Origin of the sequence: Paenibacillus sp. Cedars, from assembly GCF_003184205.1 — a bacterium.
Taxonomy (GTDB): Bacteria; Bacillota; Bacilli; order Paenibacillales; family Paenibacillaceae; genus Paenibacillus_AQ; species Paenibacillus_AQ glucanolyticus.
In genome coordinates, this window is the sequence record NZ_CP020866.1 from 1,696,512 (window position 1) to 1,712,097 (window position 15,586).

Below are 15,586 nucleotides of genomic sequence, written 5' to 3' on the forward strand. Positions count from 1 at the left end.
TGTGTTGAGTGGAGATCTGAAGCAGTTACAGCATAAACTTCAAATCCAGTTTCGCAATGCAATGCTGCTGAAGCAGGCCTTTACCCACGCATCTTATGTTAACGAACATCGCTTCAGTCAGAGCCAGGACAATGAGCGCCTTGAATTTCTAGGAGATGCCGTTCTGGAACTGACGGTCAGCGAATTCCTATACAACCTTTTTCCGGACCGTCCGGAAGGCGAATTAACCAAGCTGCGGGCCGCGATCGTATGCGAGCCTTCGCTGGTACAATTCGCTGTAGGTCTGGACTTTGGTCGTTACGTTCTGTTAGGCAAAGGAGAGGAAATGACGGGCGGTCGAACCCGCCCTGCTCTTCTTGCCGATGTATTTGAATCATTTGTGGGGGCGCTTTATCTGGATCAGGGATTGGAAGCGGTTCGCCGGTTTTTGAGCGACCATGTTTTTCCCTCGGTGACCGTCAATGGTCGTCCGCAGATGAGCGACTATAAGACCGAGCTTCAGGAACTGACCCAGCATCACGGCATGGGCGCACTGGAATATCGTATCGTAGAAGAGCGAGGACCGGCACATGAGCGGGAGTTTGTCTCGGAGGTATACATGGGAAGCGAATGTCTTGGACGCGGAAGCGGCAGATCCAAGAAAGAAGCCGAGCAGCAAGCAGCGGCAGTAGCCTTAAAGCAGCTGAAACGTGCGGATGCCTAAAGCTTCGCTGATGTGATGACAAACAAAGAGCAAAGAGCAGTCAAGCGGAACCGGATAGGATGACTGTTTTTTGCTCTTTTCGTTGTCTGGCATTTGCCTTAGGGACAGCTGTTTATGACGTTAGTGGACCTCGTCCAAAGACGGCGGTGAAGCCGATTCTACTTGTGTTACAATAGCAGGAGAGGTGATAGGTCGAATATGTTTTTGAAACGGATCGAGTTAGCAGGATTTAAATCATTTGCCGACAAGACAGAGATGGAATTTGTCCGGGGAATTACAGCCGTTGTTGGTCCGAATGGCAGCGGCAAGAGCAACATTTCGGATGGGATCCGCTGGGTACTTGGTGAACAAAGCGCCAAATCGCTTCGCGGTGGCAAGATGGAAGACATTATTTTTGCCGGAAGCGACGCGCGTAAAGCGGTCAATTTCGGTGAGGTTTCCCTTACGCTGGACAATGAGGATCATGTACTGCCGCTGGATTTTAATGAGGTGACCGTAACAAGACGGGTACACCGCAGCGGTGACAGTGAGTATTTCATCAACAGGCAGTCTTGTCGGCTGAAGGATATAACGGAGCTGTTCATGGATACCGGGATTGGTAAAGAAGCCTATTCTATCATTGGACAAGGGCGCATTGAGGAAATTCTGAGCACACGATCAGAAGATCGCCGGGGAATTTTTGAGGAAGCATCCGGGATCGTTAAATATAAATCACGTAAAAAAGAGTCTGTGCGCAAGCTGGATGAAACGGAACAAAATTTGCTCCGTATTCACGATCTGGTTACAGAGCTTGAAGATCAGATCGGGCCGCTTAAAGAGCAGTCTGAGAAGGCGCTTCGTTATAAGGAACTCCGCGAGGAGCTGAAACACAAGGAAATTTCGCTGTATGTATATCAAATTGAGCAGATACATACCTCATGGAGTGAAGCCAATGCGAAGCTGGAGCAGCTGAAGGAAGAGCAGCTTGCCCTGTCTACTGTGGTGTCCGCCCATGATGCCAAGCTGGAGAGCGACAGATCGGCTCTTCGCCGGCTGGAAGAGGAAGTGGAAGAGCTGCAGAGCCAGCTGCTTCAATTCAGCGAGCTGTTTGAGAAGAGCGAGGGCTACGGTGAGGTACTTAAGGAGCGCCGCCGCAACCTGGAACGGACACGCGAGCAGCTGGAGGAGAGTCTGCACTCTGGCGATCATCGATTAGGTGAGCGCGTGGGCGAGCTGGCTAGAATGAAGAACAAGCTGCAGGAACTGCAGCAGGAATTAACTCATGTGCGGGATCAGCTGTCAGCGGAAGAAGCGAAGCTGGTTGGCGTAACCGGTGGAATCAGCCAGCAGCAGGAAGAGAGCTTGAAAGGGAACCTGCTGGAGCTGATGAACCAAATGGCTCAAGCGCGGAATGAAATCCGCTATGCGGACCAGCAGCAAGAAGCGCTGGATCGCCGGATGAACCGGGCACAAGAGGAGTCCGGCAAATGGGAAGCGCTGAAAGAAGATTTACTGAAGCGCAAAGAGAGCATTGATCGCAGCATCGAACGTTTCGGCAAAGAGATCGCGGATCTCCGCAGCGGTTATATCAGTGAGAGCGAGCGGTATCAATCCCTGCAGAAGCTGCAGGAGGAGACGCAGGGAGCGCTTCGGAAATGGGAGCAGAAGCGGGAAGCGCAAATTTCGCGCCGTGATACCATGAAGGAGCTTCAGGACGACTTCGACGGATTTATGCTGGGTGTTAAGGAAGTATTGAAGGCTTCTCGCAAATCCGTGCTTCAAGGTGTTCACGGCGCAGTAGCAGAGCTTATTCGCGTACCGGAAAAGCTGGAGCTTGCGATGGAGACAGCTCTCGGGGCATCTGTTCAGCATATCGTCATGGAGAACGAGTCCGTATCCAGGCAGGCGATTGCCTTCTTGAAGCAGCGTCAGTTAGGACGGGCGACATTTCTTCCTTTGGACGTCATTCGTCCGCGGAATGTATCCGCGTCGGATCGAACGCTGGCAGAAGGGGAAGCCGGATTTGTGGGCTTCGGCTCCGAGCTGGTTCAATACGATTCAAGATACAGCAACATTGTCGGAAGTCTTCTTGGCAATGTTGTCATTGCGGAGACTTTGGAGCAGGCGAACAAGATTGCAGCCAGATTCTCCTATCGCTTCCGCGTGGTCACCCTCGAAGGGGACGTGGTTAATGCCGGCGGTTCCATGACAGGCGGCAGTCAGCATAAGAAAACGAACAGTCTGCTGGGCCGTAAGCGTCAGCTGGAACAGCTGGATCAGGAAATTTCGGAAACCGAGAAGCAGCTGGAGAAGCTCCAGCAGGGCATTGAAAGCGTCCGGAATCAAATGGTTGAATCTCAGGATAAACTGGACGAGCTTCGAAGAGCCGGGGACGACAAGCGTGTCGAGGAACAGCAGGCAGCGGGAGACCGTAAGCAGCTTGATCATGAGCTGCGCCACGTCCTTGAGCAAGCAGAGCTAGCCGGTGAGGAGAAGAGCAGCCACGAGAAGGAAGCAAAAGAAATTCAGGAAAACCGTGTTCGGGCACAGAAGTTATTGTCTGAGCTTGAAGACGAGGAGAAGTCGACACATCTAGCGATCCAGGCTGCTGAATTTGCCCGTAAAGCAAACGAATCGGCGAAGGAAGAACTTCAGAGTCAACTGACGAATCTTAAGGTTCGCGAAGGTAAACTGGATCAGGAAACCTTCTCGCTGGAGGAGCAGCTCAAACGCCTTCAATCGGATGTGGACAACCATGAGAAGGAACAGAAGCAGAACCGCACGATGCTGGCCTCCGTTCAAGCAGACCTCAATCAGAACCAAAGCGAGAGCGTGAAGCAGATCGAGGATCTGAATCAGTACAAGCTGAAGAAGGAAGAAGCTACGCAGCAGCTGGAATTCAAACGGGCAGCGCGCAGCGCATTAAGCCGGAAACTGGAGCTCGAAGAGAGTGAAACGAAGGAGCAGCGGACTCAGCTGCGGGCTGTGGACGATCAGCTTCGCCAGACCGAAATTGGAGTAAACCGGCTCGATGTTGAGCTTGAGAATATATTGAAAAAATTAAGCGAGGACTATGAGCTGAGTTACGAGCTTGCCAAGCAGCGGTATCCGATTCCCGAAGACATTCCGGCAGCGCAGAATGAAGTTCGTGATCTGAAACGGTCTATAACTTCTCTTGGTGATGTGAATCTGGGGGCCATTGAAGAGTACCAGCGCGTCAATGAGAGGTATCTGTTCTTGAGCGAGCAGAAGGCGGATTTGGTCGAAGCGAAAACTACGCTGTATCAGGTGATTAAAGAAATGGACGATGAAATGTCCAAGCGCTTCAAGCTGACGTTTGATGCGATCCGGCGCGAGTTCGGTACGGTGTTTACGAAGCTGTTCGGAGGCGGACGGGCTGATCTGGTCCTGATTGATCCGGATCGATTGCTTGAGACGGGGATTGATATCGTTGCCCAGCCTCCCGGCAAGAAGCTGCAAAACCTGCAGCTGCTGTCCGGGGGAGAGCGTGCATTAACCGCTATGGCGCTGCTGTTCGCCATTTTACAGGTGAAGCCGGTTCCGTTCTGTGTGCTTGATGAAGTCGAAGCGGCGCTTGATGAAGCGAACGTGGTACGCTTTGCCCAGTATTTGCGGGAGTTCTCCGAGCAAACACAGTTTATTGTGGTCACACACCGCAAGGGAACGATGGAAGAGGCGGATGTACTGTACGGCGTCACGATGGAAGAGGGCGGCGTGTCGAAGCTGGTGTCGGTTAGACTTGAGGATGAGGAAGCGGAGATCGCCTAATTTAACATAAACCATCACATGGAGGGAACGTATGAGCTTTTTTAAGAAGTTAAAAGAGAGCATTTCCAGCAAGACAGAAAACGTAACGAAACAGTTCAGGGACGGATTGGAGAAAACCCGGAAGGGCTTTATCGAGAAAGTGTCGGACCTGGTCATTCGCCGCAAAAAGATCGATGAGGAGTTCTACGAGGAATTGGAAGAGATTCTGATTGGCGCTGATGTTGGCGTCAATACGGTCATGGACCTGATGGATGATCTTCGTGCCGAAGTGAAAAAACGGCGGATCGAGGATGCTGCCGATTTGCAGCCGGTATTGTCCGAGAAACTGATGGGTCTCCTTCGTGATGACAGCAGCAATGAACTGCGCGAGAATCCGGATGGAATTACGGTCATTCTCTTTGTTGGCGTAAACGGAGTTGGTAAGACAACTACAATTGGTAAGCTTGCGCACCGTTACAAGCAGGAGGGCAAAAAAGTTATGCTTGCAGCGGGCGATACGTTCCGCGCAGGTGCTATTGAACAGCTCGAAGTATGGGGCGAACGGGTTGGCGTGGAGGTCATTAAGCAGCAGCCGGGTTCTGATCCGGCAGCGGTCATGTTCGACGCGGTTCAAGCAGCCAAACAGCGGCAGGCAGATATTCTGATCTGTGATACCGCGGGGCGTCTTCAGAACAAAACGAATCTGATGGAAGAGCTGAATAAGATATTCCGTGTCATTCAACGCGAAATCCCAAGTGCGCCGCATGAGGTATTGATGGTACTCGATGCTACAACAGGTCAGAATGCGCTAAGTCAGGCCAAACTGTTCGGTGAGAAGAGCGGCGTGACCGGGCTTGTATTAACCAAGCTGGATGGTACGGCTAAAGGCGGAATTGTCATTGCGATTCGTCAAGAGTTGAATTTGCCAGTGAAGCTGGTAGGGCTTGGAGAGAAGATGGGGGATCTCCAGACTTTTGATTCGGAGCAATTTGTCCATGCCTTGTTTGCCGGATTGATTAAGGAAGAAGAGAATGAAGCAGAACAAGAAGATTAGACGCTTCTGAAGTTAAATCAAACACAAAAGGACCGAAAGTTGTACTTTCGGTCCTTTTTCATGTTCGATTCGAGTGATAACCGGATGTGATTAAGAAGAGACGATTCGAACGAATTCAATCGCACGAAGCGGGATGATAGCTGTATCGGTTGGCGGGCCATAGATGATGGGCGGGATTTTTAAAGAGATGGTCCCTTCTCCCACTTCGGTCAGGGTGCCAATGATCACATCTCCCGACACCGTTACTTCGGTTTCGGATCCGATAAATCCTTGCAGCCAATCCACGTAGCGCATATCGAAATTCCCTCCTTGCTGTAATGAAAGTTTGAAACGGAAGATCAGCAGCCATTGAGGGGATTTATTGAACGGAAGTAATATTCGCGAATGGAATCAGCACAAGATCTCCGGAAGCTTCACGGAGCTGTACCCCGTCCTCGGCAGTTGCAAGAACAACGCCTTCCAAGGTGACAAAGGTGGTGCTGACCCGTACTTGCTGCCCTGTGCGGACTTCGAAATAGTGAATCAGTTCCGGAATGATGGTTAAGCCCGTGAGCACCTGACTCTCCAGTGACTCTACGCGTTCGGTCAATTGTCCGGTCTGCTGGCTTAGAAACTCAACTTGCCGTGTTAACATCTTTACTCGTGCAGCAAGTCGTCTGCAGAACAGGAAGCAACACATAGTCATTCTCCTTTCTGTATTACCATCGGGTGTGCCCTTCAATATGATTCTTTAAATCCTGAAGCGAGGCCGTACTTTCGTTCTCTGCTGCCCGGATCATAGGCATAACTTGCTGCACATGACCAGGACCGTACTTAAGGAAGGTTTCGGTTTTATCGATCAGGGCCTCAAGCGGTTGACGATAGTCGGTAAAATACTGACCTAGACCAAAGGAGCTTAGGAGGCTATGCACTTTGCTCATGGTGCTGAGCGCCAGTACAGGCTTACCCCCACGCAAGGCGGCCAGCGACGGATGAAGTTTGAAGGAGATTAAATAGTCAACGGATTGAATGAAACGGTAAGTCAGCTCAATGTCCATAAGAAACGGCAGTGTTTCAACGGAAGCTGCAGGCGTGCATTCCTTGATGTTTCGCTGCAGTTGTAAACAGGTGTTGTAGTCCGAGTACGCATTCCCCGGATGATGAATGACCGGTATAAGCACGACATGGTAGTCTTTTGCCGTAAGATGTCCCAGAAGTTTTGTCATATTGTCCATAGGGAATGATTCATAGGCGAATACAACAACCCCAATGGTTGGACGTCTGGAAAATCGCTGTACCGGGATGTCGGGCTGACGATAGCCGAACACCATGTCAGGAGCCATCTCCACGTTAGGATGAAATCGCGCCCGCTTGGCTATAGCCGAGGAACGTTCATCCCTGAAGACGGCCCGGTTCGCTTTGGAAATCATGTCGCGATACGCGGCTACCTGTTCTTCGGGCCAAGTGTGTTCGGGGTAGGCATCAACGATACCTACGCCATACACCCATGTGGGCTGTCCATTTAATTGTGGCGGGAAATAATAACGGTTGAACGAGTAGGGTGTGATTAAATCGCCTCCTCCGATAATAAAAGCATCCGTTCGGCGCGGATCCAAGCGGGAGTTCCAAGGGTAGACGTGATGTTCGTGGAATACTTGCCTAAGGGTGTGAAGAAACAAGTCATCTCCGAAGTTTCCCATGCCATAGTATCCGGAAGCGGCAATATGCATTACGTTCACCTCCTTTGCGAATGCGTTCTAGATCTTGTCTGACTGCTGATTCCAGCTTTTGAACAGATTACGATTACGTTGGCTGATACTGGTGCCGTCGATGACACGATGATAGAGGACAGCCGTGACATGAGCTAGAGAGCTGTGTTTCAGGAGACGGGAGGTAACGTCCATATCTTCGAAGATACGTCCGAGGCGATCCTCACGATTCCACCAGCCGCCGATGGCGATCAGAGAAGATTTGCGATACATTCTGGGCACGATCGGGTGACTGCGGTCATTCGATGGATTGGGCAACGGAGCGGATGATTCTGAATGAAGCCTGCCGGAGACCACATCCCTTCTCCACAGCGGACCGAACTGCCTGGTTCGTTCCCAGCAGCCATACCATCCCGTGGCGATACCGCCATCCGGATTCAGGTCAAGCGCTTCGGTCAGGAGTGCTACTGCGTTCGGTGCCAGCCAGTCATCCCCATCCAGTTCCAGAATGTAACGCCCCCTTGCTTCAAAGAGCAGCCGGTTCATCATCATGGCTTTCCCGCGGTTACGCGCTTGCGAAAGAACACGTATTCTGCTGTCTTGATAAGCGCAGGCTTCCTCAAGACTCTCGTCCCCAGAGCCGTCATCCCCAATCAGCAGCTCCCAGTTTTCGTTGGTTTGTGCCAGCACAGAACGGATGCTCCAGCCCAGAGTGTCTTTCATATTATGAATGCTCATCAATATGGAAACTGCAGGTTGAGCAGGGACCACAGGAGATAAGTCCCCTTTGTCTCCAGTATGTTTCTCTTGCATCTGTGTGGATGCAAGTATCGGGAGAATATACAGCAGTTCCTTTTGAAACGAATCGTTCTGTGATGCATCCAGATGCAGAACAAGTCTTGAGTCCGTTGGCAGCAGATCATAAGGCAGAAATCGGGCAGCGGGGAGCCTGGCGTTCCAATGGGTGAGCCTTGCGAGCAGCCAGGTTTTTTTCCAATAGAGAGGAACACCATGAACACATATACAGACTACAGCGTCCGGGATATGTGCAGGCATAGGGAAGGAAATGAGTGTTCTTCTCATGGGAAAAGACCTGCTGAGGCTCCAGAGAACCCATTCTCTGTCCGCATGTGTGACTTCCTGAAGGATACGATCGCGGTACGCTGACGTATTGGTCAATCCATAGCCTAATGCTTGCGTGCGAAGTAAGTTGTACGGGATCAATTCGATGTCAAGCCTTTATCATGGAGGACTTGCCGGATGACCTGATCGGCTTTCAGTCCGCGCTCAATCCAGCGGTTCTCTCGGGCGTACGCAATCCGGGCCAGCTTATGCTCTGCAGTGTCAGGGTGATGAAGCATGGAGGCCAGCTTAACAAGGAAATCGTCATGGGTTGTCGCAGTGGTTACATGCGGCTCCATGGCGATGCATTCCGGCAAGGCCGTTGATAGCACCCGGACACCCGATGCCAAGTATTCATAGGCTTTAACGGGATTGGTTGCGAGCGTAATCGGATGGTATTGGAATGGAATCAACGCAACGTCGATATGAGTGAGGTAACGCTTGAGCTCGTGGTGCGGCTTTTCCCCGAGTATATGCACGTTAGGCAGCTTCGAATAGTCGCCTGAGCTGCCGTAAGGAGCTCCAATGGATACAAACTGGACGTTCGGAAATTGAATGGCGGCTTTAGCGAACAGTTCATGATCTACCCAATAGGCCCAAGCACCGATATAAGCAACAACAGGACCCGGAGGCAGATCAGCGGGTCTATCACTGGATGGAATATGAAAAAACGAAGCATCAGCGCCATTCGGAATCAAGGTCAGTGGTTTGTCGGGGTATGCCAGTGACAATCGGGTGCGAATGACCTCTGCCGTACATACGACATGATCCGCCTCGTCAATCATTTTGGGTTCGTATTTAGCCCAATGCGGGAATTCATCACAGCAGTCGTAGATTGTAATATCAGGGTCAAAGAGCGTGGAAATGCGCGTCCGGAGCTTGGACCAGGTCGTCCAGACGGCAACGGGATGCTCCTTTCGCAATGCAGGCAGCTTTTTGTGCAGAAATGCCTTGGTATCCGTAAACAGATACACATTCGGTTCAATCTCTTTAAACTCCTTATCCAGCGGTGCCAGGTTTTCGAAGAAAACCTGATGACCAAGCGAGCCCAATTGTGTCATTAGCTGCTGCGGTCTCTGTTTCATGTACGACCAGTTCATCGTTCTGGGATAAATGATGACAGCCAAGAGGTTTCCTCCTTTCTTTGTTCTCGCAATAATATATGCAATGCTAGCTTCATAGAATTGGACGAATGAGCCGAGTGATTGAAAAATGGTTGGTTTTTCTCAAGCGTGCGTATGACCAGAACGAATCTATCAAATTTCCATATAATGCTTAAGATATGTCATCCCAGATATACCTTTTCATATGAAAGCGAGGGGGAGTGTGAAGATTCGTGGATCAAAAAAATGTTCTTGTTATCTTCGGAACGCGTCCAGAAGCGATCAAAATGGCACCGTTGGTCAAGGAATTGGAACGTACTCCGGGATTGACCCCAATCGTTTGTGTCACCGCCCAGCATCGGGAAATGCTGGATCAGGTTCTTCAATTTTTTGAGATCGAGGCTCAGATGGATTTAAATATGATGAAGGAAGGACAGTCGCTGTACAGCCTTAGTGCCGACCTGTTAAAAGGAATGGAAAATGTATTCCAGGCGCAAAGGTACGATCTGGTCCTGGTTCACGGGGATACAACAACGGCATTCATAGGCGCCTTGGCGGCCTATTATGCGAAAGTGCCGGTTGGGCATGTGGAGGCGGGATTGCGGACCTATGACAAATACGCGCCATTTCCGGAGGAGATGAACCGGGAATGGATTGGCCGAATAGCCGATATGCATTTCGCTCCTACAGCGCTGTCAGCTTCCAATCTCAGAGCCGAGCATCGTACGGATCATGTGTATGTAACGGGGAATACGGGGATCGATGCCATGAAATGGACGCTGCAGGCTCCCTTTGAGCACCCTATACAGAGCAAGTTACGGGAAAATGCTCGCTTAATTCTCATCACAATGCATCGCCGGGAGAATTGGGGTGAACCTATGAAGGGCGTGCTTGAGGCTGTAAAGCGAACCGTCCAGAGCCACCCGGATGTCGAAGTGGTGTATCCGGTTCATCCGAACCCCGTTCTGCAGCAGGCGGTAGCGCAAGCTCTGGAGGGACATGAGCGAATTCATCTGACAGGACCGCTGGATGTTGTTGATCTTCACCATATCATGCAGCGCGCATATCTCGTCTTGACGGATTCCGGGGGTATTCAGGAGGAAGCGCCGTCGCTGGGGAAACCGGTTCTGGTATTGAGAGACAAGACAGAGCGTCCTGAAGGGGTTACAGCGGGCACCTTAAAGTGTGTTGGCACGAATTGCGATGAGGTAGTGGCAGGAATAGAGAAGCTGTTAACGGATGAGGAGACCTACCGCAACATGGCAAGAGCCAGCAATCCCTTTGGTGATGGCAATGCCTCGCGTCAAATCGTCGACGCCATTTTGCAATTTTTCCGTTCAAAAGGGCGTTGATCTGGATGCTTGCTGGATTTTGTATGCTGGCAGGGCTTATAATGAAGTATAAGATTTCAAGCGAAAGGATACCGGTTATGGCCAATACTTACACTTATCCACGCCGAGAAGAGATAGCGAATGCAATAACACATGGCATAGGAGCGGCGCTAAGTGTTGCTGCGCTGGTGCTCTTGATTGTATTTTCAAGTTTGAAGGGCACTGCATGGCATATTGTCAGCTTTACGATCTACGGCTCGACGATGCTGCTGCTGTATTTGAGTTCAACGCTGGTTCACGGCTTGAGGGACGGTAAAGCCAAGGATTTCTTTGAGTTTATGGATCATTCCTCCATTTATTTGTTTATCGCAGGAACGTATACTCCCTTCCTGCTGGTGGCTATTCGTGGAACGCTTGGATGGAGCCTCTTCGGAATCGTCTGGGGAGTTGCACTGTTCGGCGTCATCTTCAAAGCCTTCTTCGTGAAGAAGTTTCTGTTTCTCTCCACGATATTCTACATTGCGATGGGCTGGCTGATCGTTATTGCCTGGAACCCTTTAACCGCGGTTGTGGCACCGCAGGGTATGAATTTGCTCGCTCTTGGCGGCGTGCTGTACACCCTAGGCACCATCTTTTACGTATGGCGGGGCTTCCCGTACCATCATGCGATCTGGCATTTGTTTGTACTTGCGGGATCGATTCTTCACTTTTTTGCGATACTGATCTACCTTCTTCCTGTCGGGTAAACAGGGTAGGAAAAAGGCTTGCTGCACATGAAGAAGGATGACAAGGGAAATTGCTTGACATCCTTCTTTGTTTTATGTATGATAAGGTTCGTTAAGCGAACTGTAAAGTGTTTTTCCTTGACGAGGGGGTGCCCTTAAATGAGTCAGGAGAATCGGCTCGAGAAGACGAACCGGATCAATCTGCTGTTCGATTTTTATGAGCAGCTGCTGACAGAGAAGCAGCAGACCTTTTTGAAATATTATTTCCATGACGATTTTTCCTTGGGAGAAATCGCTGGTGAATTTGAGATTAGTCGTCAGGCCGTCTATGAACATATTAAGCGTGCAGAGCAGGTGCTTGAGTCTTACGAAGAGAAGCTTGGGCTGCTGAGCAAGCATGAAACGCGTGTCCGTGAGCTGGATAAGTTTCGGAAATGGGTGGAGATTAGCGACCTGGATGAACATGATAAGAATGTAATGAGCGATATGGTTGAACGATTAAAGGTATGGGATTAAGTATGAACGGAGGTGGCGGATATGGCTTTTGAAGGATTGACCAGCAGACTACAGAATGTGTTCAGCAAGCTTCGTGGTAAAGGCAAGGTGTCCGAAGAAGATGTAACAGCCGCCATGCGTGAAGTAAGACTCGCGCTTCTTGAAGCCGACGTTAACTTCAAAGTGGTTAAGGATTTTGTATCCAAAGTGAAAGAGAAGGCCATCGGCAAGGAAGTGATGGACAGCTTTACGCCCGGCATGGTGATCATCGACATCGTTAATAAAGAAATGACGGAGCTGATGGGTGGCAGCCAGGCCAAACTGGTTAAGAGCAATAAACCGCCTACGGTCATTATGATGGCCGGTCTGCAAGGTGCAGGTAAGACGACGACATCCGGTAAGCTGGCCAAGCTGCTGCAGAAGCAGAACAGCCGACCGCTGCTCGTAGCCGGTGACATTTATCGTCCGGCAGCGATCAAACAGCTTGAGGTCCTTGGAGAACAGATTAATGTGCCTGTATTCTCTCTTGGAGACAAGACAAGCCCGGTTGAGATTGCGAAGCAAGGCTTGCAGCATGCCAAGGATAACGGTCACGATTATGTTATTATCGATACTGCGGGCCGTTTGCATGTCGATGAAGAACTGATGGAAGAACTGAAGCAAATTCACAGTGTTGTAAATCCCGATGAAGTGCTGCTTGTTGTTGATGCGATGACAGGTCAGGATGCGGTGAATGTTGCGGAAAGCTTCAATCAGCAATTGACGCTTACAGGCGTTGTATTGACCAAGCTGGACGGTGATACCCGAGGCGGTGCTGCCCTTTCGGTTAAAGCTGTTACCGGATGCCCGATTAAGTTCGCGGCGCTGGGTGAGAAGATTGATGCCCTGGAGCCGTTCCATCCGGAACGGATGGCATCCCGGATTCTCGGTATGGGCGATATGCTGTCCCTTATTGAGAAAGCCCAATCGAATATTGATGCAGACAAAGCCAAGGAAATGGAACGTAAAATGCGTAATGCTGAATTTACGTTTGAGGATTTCCTGGAACAGATGGACCAAGTGAAGAAGCTCGGTCCGTTGGATCAGCTGATGGATATGATTCCCGGCATGGGCAAGATGAAGCAGACCAAGGATCTCAAAGTTGACGAGAAGCAGATGGGACGCATTGAGGCCATTGTCCACTCCATGACTACAGCGGAGAAGCAGCAGCCTGATATTATCAATCACAACCGCCGCAAACGGATTGCGGCCGGCAGCGGAACCTCGCTGGCTGAAGTGAACCGGCTGATCAAGCAGTTTGATGAAATGCGCCGCGTCATGAAACAATTCTCGGATATGATGGGTCCCAAAGGCGGTAAAAATAAAGCAATGAAACAGTTAAAAGGCTTGACTGGTGGAAAAGGCATGAAGTTCCCATTCCGTTAAGTTTGGACATAAAGCATGGACATTTTTTGAAGGAGGTGAATTTTCAAAATGGCAGTACGTATTCGTCTGAAACGCATGGGTGCTCACAAGGCTCCTTTCTACCGCGTGGTGGTTTCTGATTCCCGTTCCCCACGTGACGGCCGCTTTATCGAGGAAATCGGTTATTACAATCCGGTTGCTCAACCGGCTGAAGTTAAGATCGATGAAGAGAAAGCACTGAACTGGCTTCAAAATGGTGCGCAAGCATCTGATACTGTTCGCAACTTGCTGAGCAAAGCGGGCGTAATGAAGAAGTTTCATGAGCTGAAGCATCAGAAATAAGACTGATCGCGAGGGTTATCTATGGAAGAATTAGTTCGCGTTATTGCTAAGGCTTTAGTGGATCATCCAGAAGATGTGACTGTGAAGACCGTTGAGAAGGAGCACTTGATTGTATATGAGCTGTACGTGCATCCTGACGATGTCGGGAAGGTCATAGGCAAACAGGGGCGTATCGCCAAATCATTGCGTACAGTCGTAACATCGGCGGCAGTTAAAATGGATAAACGGGTGACCGTTGATATCATTTCTTAAAATATACGAAAGGGGGTTAGGATGCATGTCCTAGCCCTTTTTCGTACATGCTGAAGAAATCAGTCGGTCATACATGAGCGAACGTTCATTAAGTGATGCAGGAGGAAGACCATGTCTGAAAAGTTGTTTACCGTAGGCAAAATCGTGAATACGCATGGAATCCGCGGAGAAGTCAAAGTGATGCCGCATACGGATTTTGCTGACCAGCGATTTGCTGTTAAGAGCAAGCTGTTTATTGTCCCGGACAAAGGGAGCATGATTGAAGCAACGGTGGATACATCCCGTTTTCATAAAAATATGTATGTCCTTAAATTTAAAGAGCTGCATGGAATTAACGATGCTGAGAAGTATAAAGGCTCTCTGCTGAAGATCAAAGCGGACCTTCAGGAGGAGCTTCCGGACAACGAGTATTACTTCCATGAGATCATTGGCTGCAAGGTGCTGACAGATGATGAACCGGCAGAGGAGCTTGGCACGATTTCAGAAATTTTAACGCCCGGAGCTAATGATGTATGGGTTGTGAAGACCCCTCAAGGCAAGGAAGTTCTGCTGCCAGCCATCCCGGATGTCGTTCTTGACGTAGATAAGGAAGCCAAGCTTGTCCGCGTGCATCTTATGGAAGGGTTGTTATAGTCCATGCGGATTGATGTGCTGACGCTGTTCCCGGAAATGTTCGACGGTGTGTTCCATTCGAGCATTTTAGGTAAAGCGGCCGAGAAACAAATTGTGCATTTAAATGCTATCAACTTCCGCCAGTACGCCGGAAACAAGCATAGTCAGGTGGATGATACGCCATATGGCGGTGGGGGCGGGATGGTGTTGAAGCCGGATCCGATATTTGCCGCAGTGGAGGATATTCTAACTCCACGTTCTTATGATCAGATTTCGAACAACGAGGAAGAGGCTGGGCTGGCGGAGGGCTCATCGAAATCATCAGAGGGCGTTAAGCCTCCACGCGTTATTCTGATGTGCCCGCAAGGCGAGACGTTTACACAGAAGAAAGCGGAAGAACTGTCTCAGGAAGAGCATCTTGTGTTCATATGCGGTCATTACGAGGGCTATGATGAACGCATCCGCGAGTATTTGGTTACTGATGAATTATCCATCGGGGATTATGTGCTTACAGGCGGAGAGCTGCCCGCAATGGTTGTTATTGATTCCGTGGTTCGATTGCTGCCGGGTGTTCTTGGCAATGAGACATCGGCGGTGACGGATTCATTCAGTACAGGGCTGCTGGAATACCCTCACTATACCCGTCCGGCTGAATTCAGGGGATGGAAGGTGCCGGATATTCTGCTCAGCGGCCATCATGCGAATATCGAAGTGTGGCGCCGTGAACAAGCGCTCAGACGGACTTGGGAGCGTCGACCTGAATTGTTGGACAAGCTGGAATTGTCCAAACAGGATCGGATTTATATCGCAAAGCTTCAGCAAGAATCGGAACGTTTATAATGAATGCCATAGACAAAGGAAAGATCTGCGTATGCCGATCTTTCCTTTTTTTCGTATAGATTACTGCCGAAATCAATAACAATAATAAGAGAGGCTGACGAGAACATAATCCATATCCATTGAATAATGTGCCTACATAGGCGTTTGCGGATGAATGAGAATTGTTAG

General features: G+C 50.0%; 16 protein-coding genes. 11 read left to right on the plus strand and 5 right to left on the minus strand.

Annotated elements, in window-relative coordinates; genetic code table 11:
• The first annotated feature begins 4 nt into the window (after positions 1–4).
• From rnc to ftsY, 3 genes are all read left to right on the plus strand, one after another.
• On the plus strand, positions 5–703 hold the full coding sequence (rnc, locus tag B9D94_RS09550; protein WP_006211373.1) for a ribonuclease III: 699 nt from the start codon (positions 5–7) through the stop codon (positions 701–703).
• Between the two features lie 198 nt (positions 704–901).
• On the plus strand, positions 902–4,471 hold the full coding sequence (gene smc / locus B9D94_RS09555; RefSeq protein ID WP_036642020.1) for a chromosome segregation protein SMC: 3,570 nt from the start codon (positions 902–904) through the stop codon (positions 4,469–4,471).
• Between the two features lie 31 nt (positions 4,472–4,502).
• Entirely contained in the window at positions 4,503–5,504 is a 1,002-nt protein-coding gene (gene ftsY / locus B9D94_RS09560; RefSeq protein WP_006211371.1) for a signal recognition particle-docking protein FtsY, read from the plus strand.
• A gap of 90 nt (positions 5,505–5,594) precedes the next feature.
• On the opposite strand, the gene B9D94_RS09565 is transcribed toward ftsY, so the two are convergent.
• The 5 genes from B9D94_RS09565 to B9D94_RS09585 form a co-directional block, all read right to left on the minus strand.
• Positions 5,595–5,798, minus strand: a complete 204-nt coding sequence (locus B9D94_RS09565) for a hypothetical protein (protein ID WP_006211370.1) — start codon at positions 5,796–5,798, stop codon at positions 5,595–5,597.
• Between the two features lie 64 nt (positions 5,799–5,862).
• A complete protein-coding gene (locus B9D94_RS09570) occupies positions 5,863–6,138 on the minus strand; it encodes a hypothetical protein (protein WP_228030025.1) in 276 nt (91 codons plus the stop codon).
• A 64-nt stretch (positions 6,139–6,202) separates the two neighbouring features.
• Positions 6,203–7,213 carry a polysaccharide pyruvyl transferase family protein gene (locus B9D94_RS09575; protein ID WP_148246906.1) on the minus strand — a complete coding sequence of 337 codons (1,011 nt, stop codon included), beginning with the start codon at positions 7,211–7,213 and terminating at the stop codon, positions 6,203–6,205.
• A gap of 27 nt (positions 7,214–7,240) precedes the next feature.
• A complete protein-coding gene (locus tag B9D94_RS09580; RefSeq protein WP_148246907.1) occupies positions 7,241–8,275 on the minus strand; it encodes a glycosyltransferase family 2 protein in 1,035 nt (344 codons plus the stop codon).
• Positions 8,276–8,412: 137 nt separating this feature from the next.
• Positions 8,413–9,441 carry a glycosyltransferase family protein gene (locus B9D94_RS09585; protein ID WP_148246908.1) on the minus strand — a complete coding sequence of 343 codons (1,029 nt, stop codon included), beginning with the start codon at positions 9,439–9,441 and terminating at the stop codon, positions 8,413–8,415.
• 263 nt (positions 9,442–9,704) lie between these two features.
• Here B9D94_RS09585 and wecB point away from each other — a divergent pair, with 263 nt between their 5' ends.
• The 8 genes from wecB to trmD all read left to right on the plus strand — a co-directional run bounded on the left by wecB (position 9,705) and on the right by trmD (position 15,418).
• Positions 9,705–10,769 carry a non-hydrolyzing UDP-N-acetylglucosamine 2-epimerase gene (gene wecB, locus B9D94_RS09590; protein WP_253806181.1) on the plus strand — a complete coding sequence of 355 codons (1,065 nt, stop codon included), beginning with the start codon at positions 9,705–9,707 and terminating at the stop codon, positions 10,767–10,769.
• Positions 10,770–10,846: 77 nt separating this feature from the next.
• A complete protein-coding gene (locus B9D94_RS09595) occupies positions 10,847–11,494 on the plus strand; it encodes a PAQR family membrane homeostasis protein TrhA (RefSeq protein ID WP_036642034.1) in 648 nt (215 codons plus the stop codon).
• Between the two features lie 138 nt (positions 11,495–11,632).
• On the plus strand, positions 11,633–11,989 hold the full coding sequence (locus B9D94_RS09600; protein WP_148246910.1) for a putative DNA-binding protein: 357 nt from the start codon (positions 11,633–11,635) through the stop codon (positions 11,987–11,989).
• Positions 11,990–12,010: 21 nt separating this feature from the next.
• Positions 12,011–13,393, plus strand: coding sequence for a signal recognition particle protein (gene ffh, locus B9D94_RS09605; RefSeq protein WP_006211362.1), 1,383 nt, complete (start codon positions 12,011–12,013; stop codon positions 13,391–13,393).
• A 48-nt stretch (positions 13,394–13,441) separates the two neighbouring features.
• Entirely contained in the window at positions 13,442–13,714 is a 273-nt protein-coding gene (gene rpsP, locus B9D94_RS09610; RefSeq protein ID WP_006211361.1) for a 30S ribosomal protein S16, read from the plus strand.
• 21 nt (positions 13,715–13,735) lie between these two features.
• On the plus strand, positions 13,736–13,966 hold the full coding sequence (locus B9D94_RS09615) for a KH domain-containing protein (protein WP_006211360.1): 231 nt from the start codon (positions 13,736–13,738) through the stop codon (positions 13,964–13,966).
• A 111-nt stretch (positions 13,967–14,077) separates the two neighbouring features.
• Positions 14,078–14,599 (plus strand): ribosome maturation factor RimM, encoded by a 522-nt coding sequence (rimM, locus tag B9D94_RS09620; RefSeq protein ID WP_006211359.1) that lies wholly within the window; start codon positions 14,078–14,080, stop codon positions 14,597–14,599.
• A gap of 3 nt (positions 14,600–14,602) precedes the next feature.
• A complete protein-coding gene (gene trmD / locus B9D94_RS09625; RefSeq protein ID WP_148246911.1) occupies positions 14,603–15,418 on the plus strand; it encodes a tRNA (guanosine(37)-N1)-methyltransferase TrmD in 816 nt (271 codons plus the stop codon).
• The last annotated feature ends 168 nt before the right edge of the window (positions 15,419–15,586 follow it).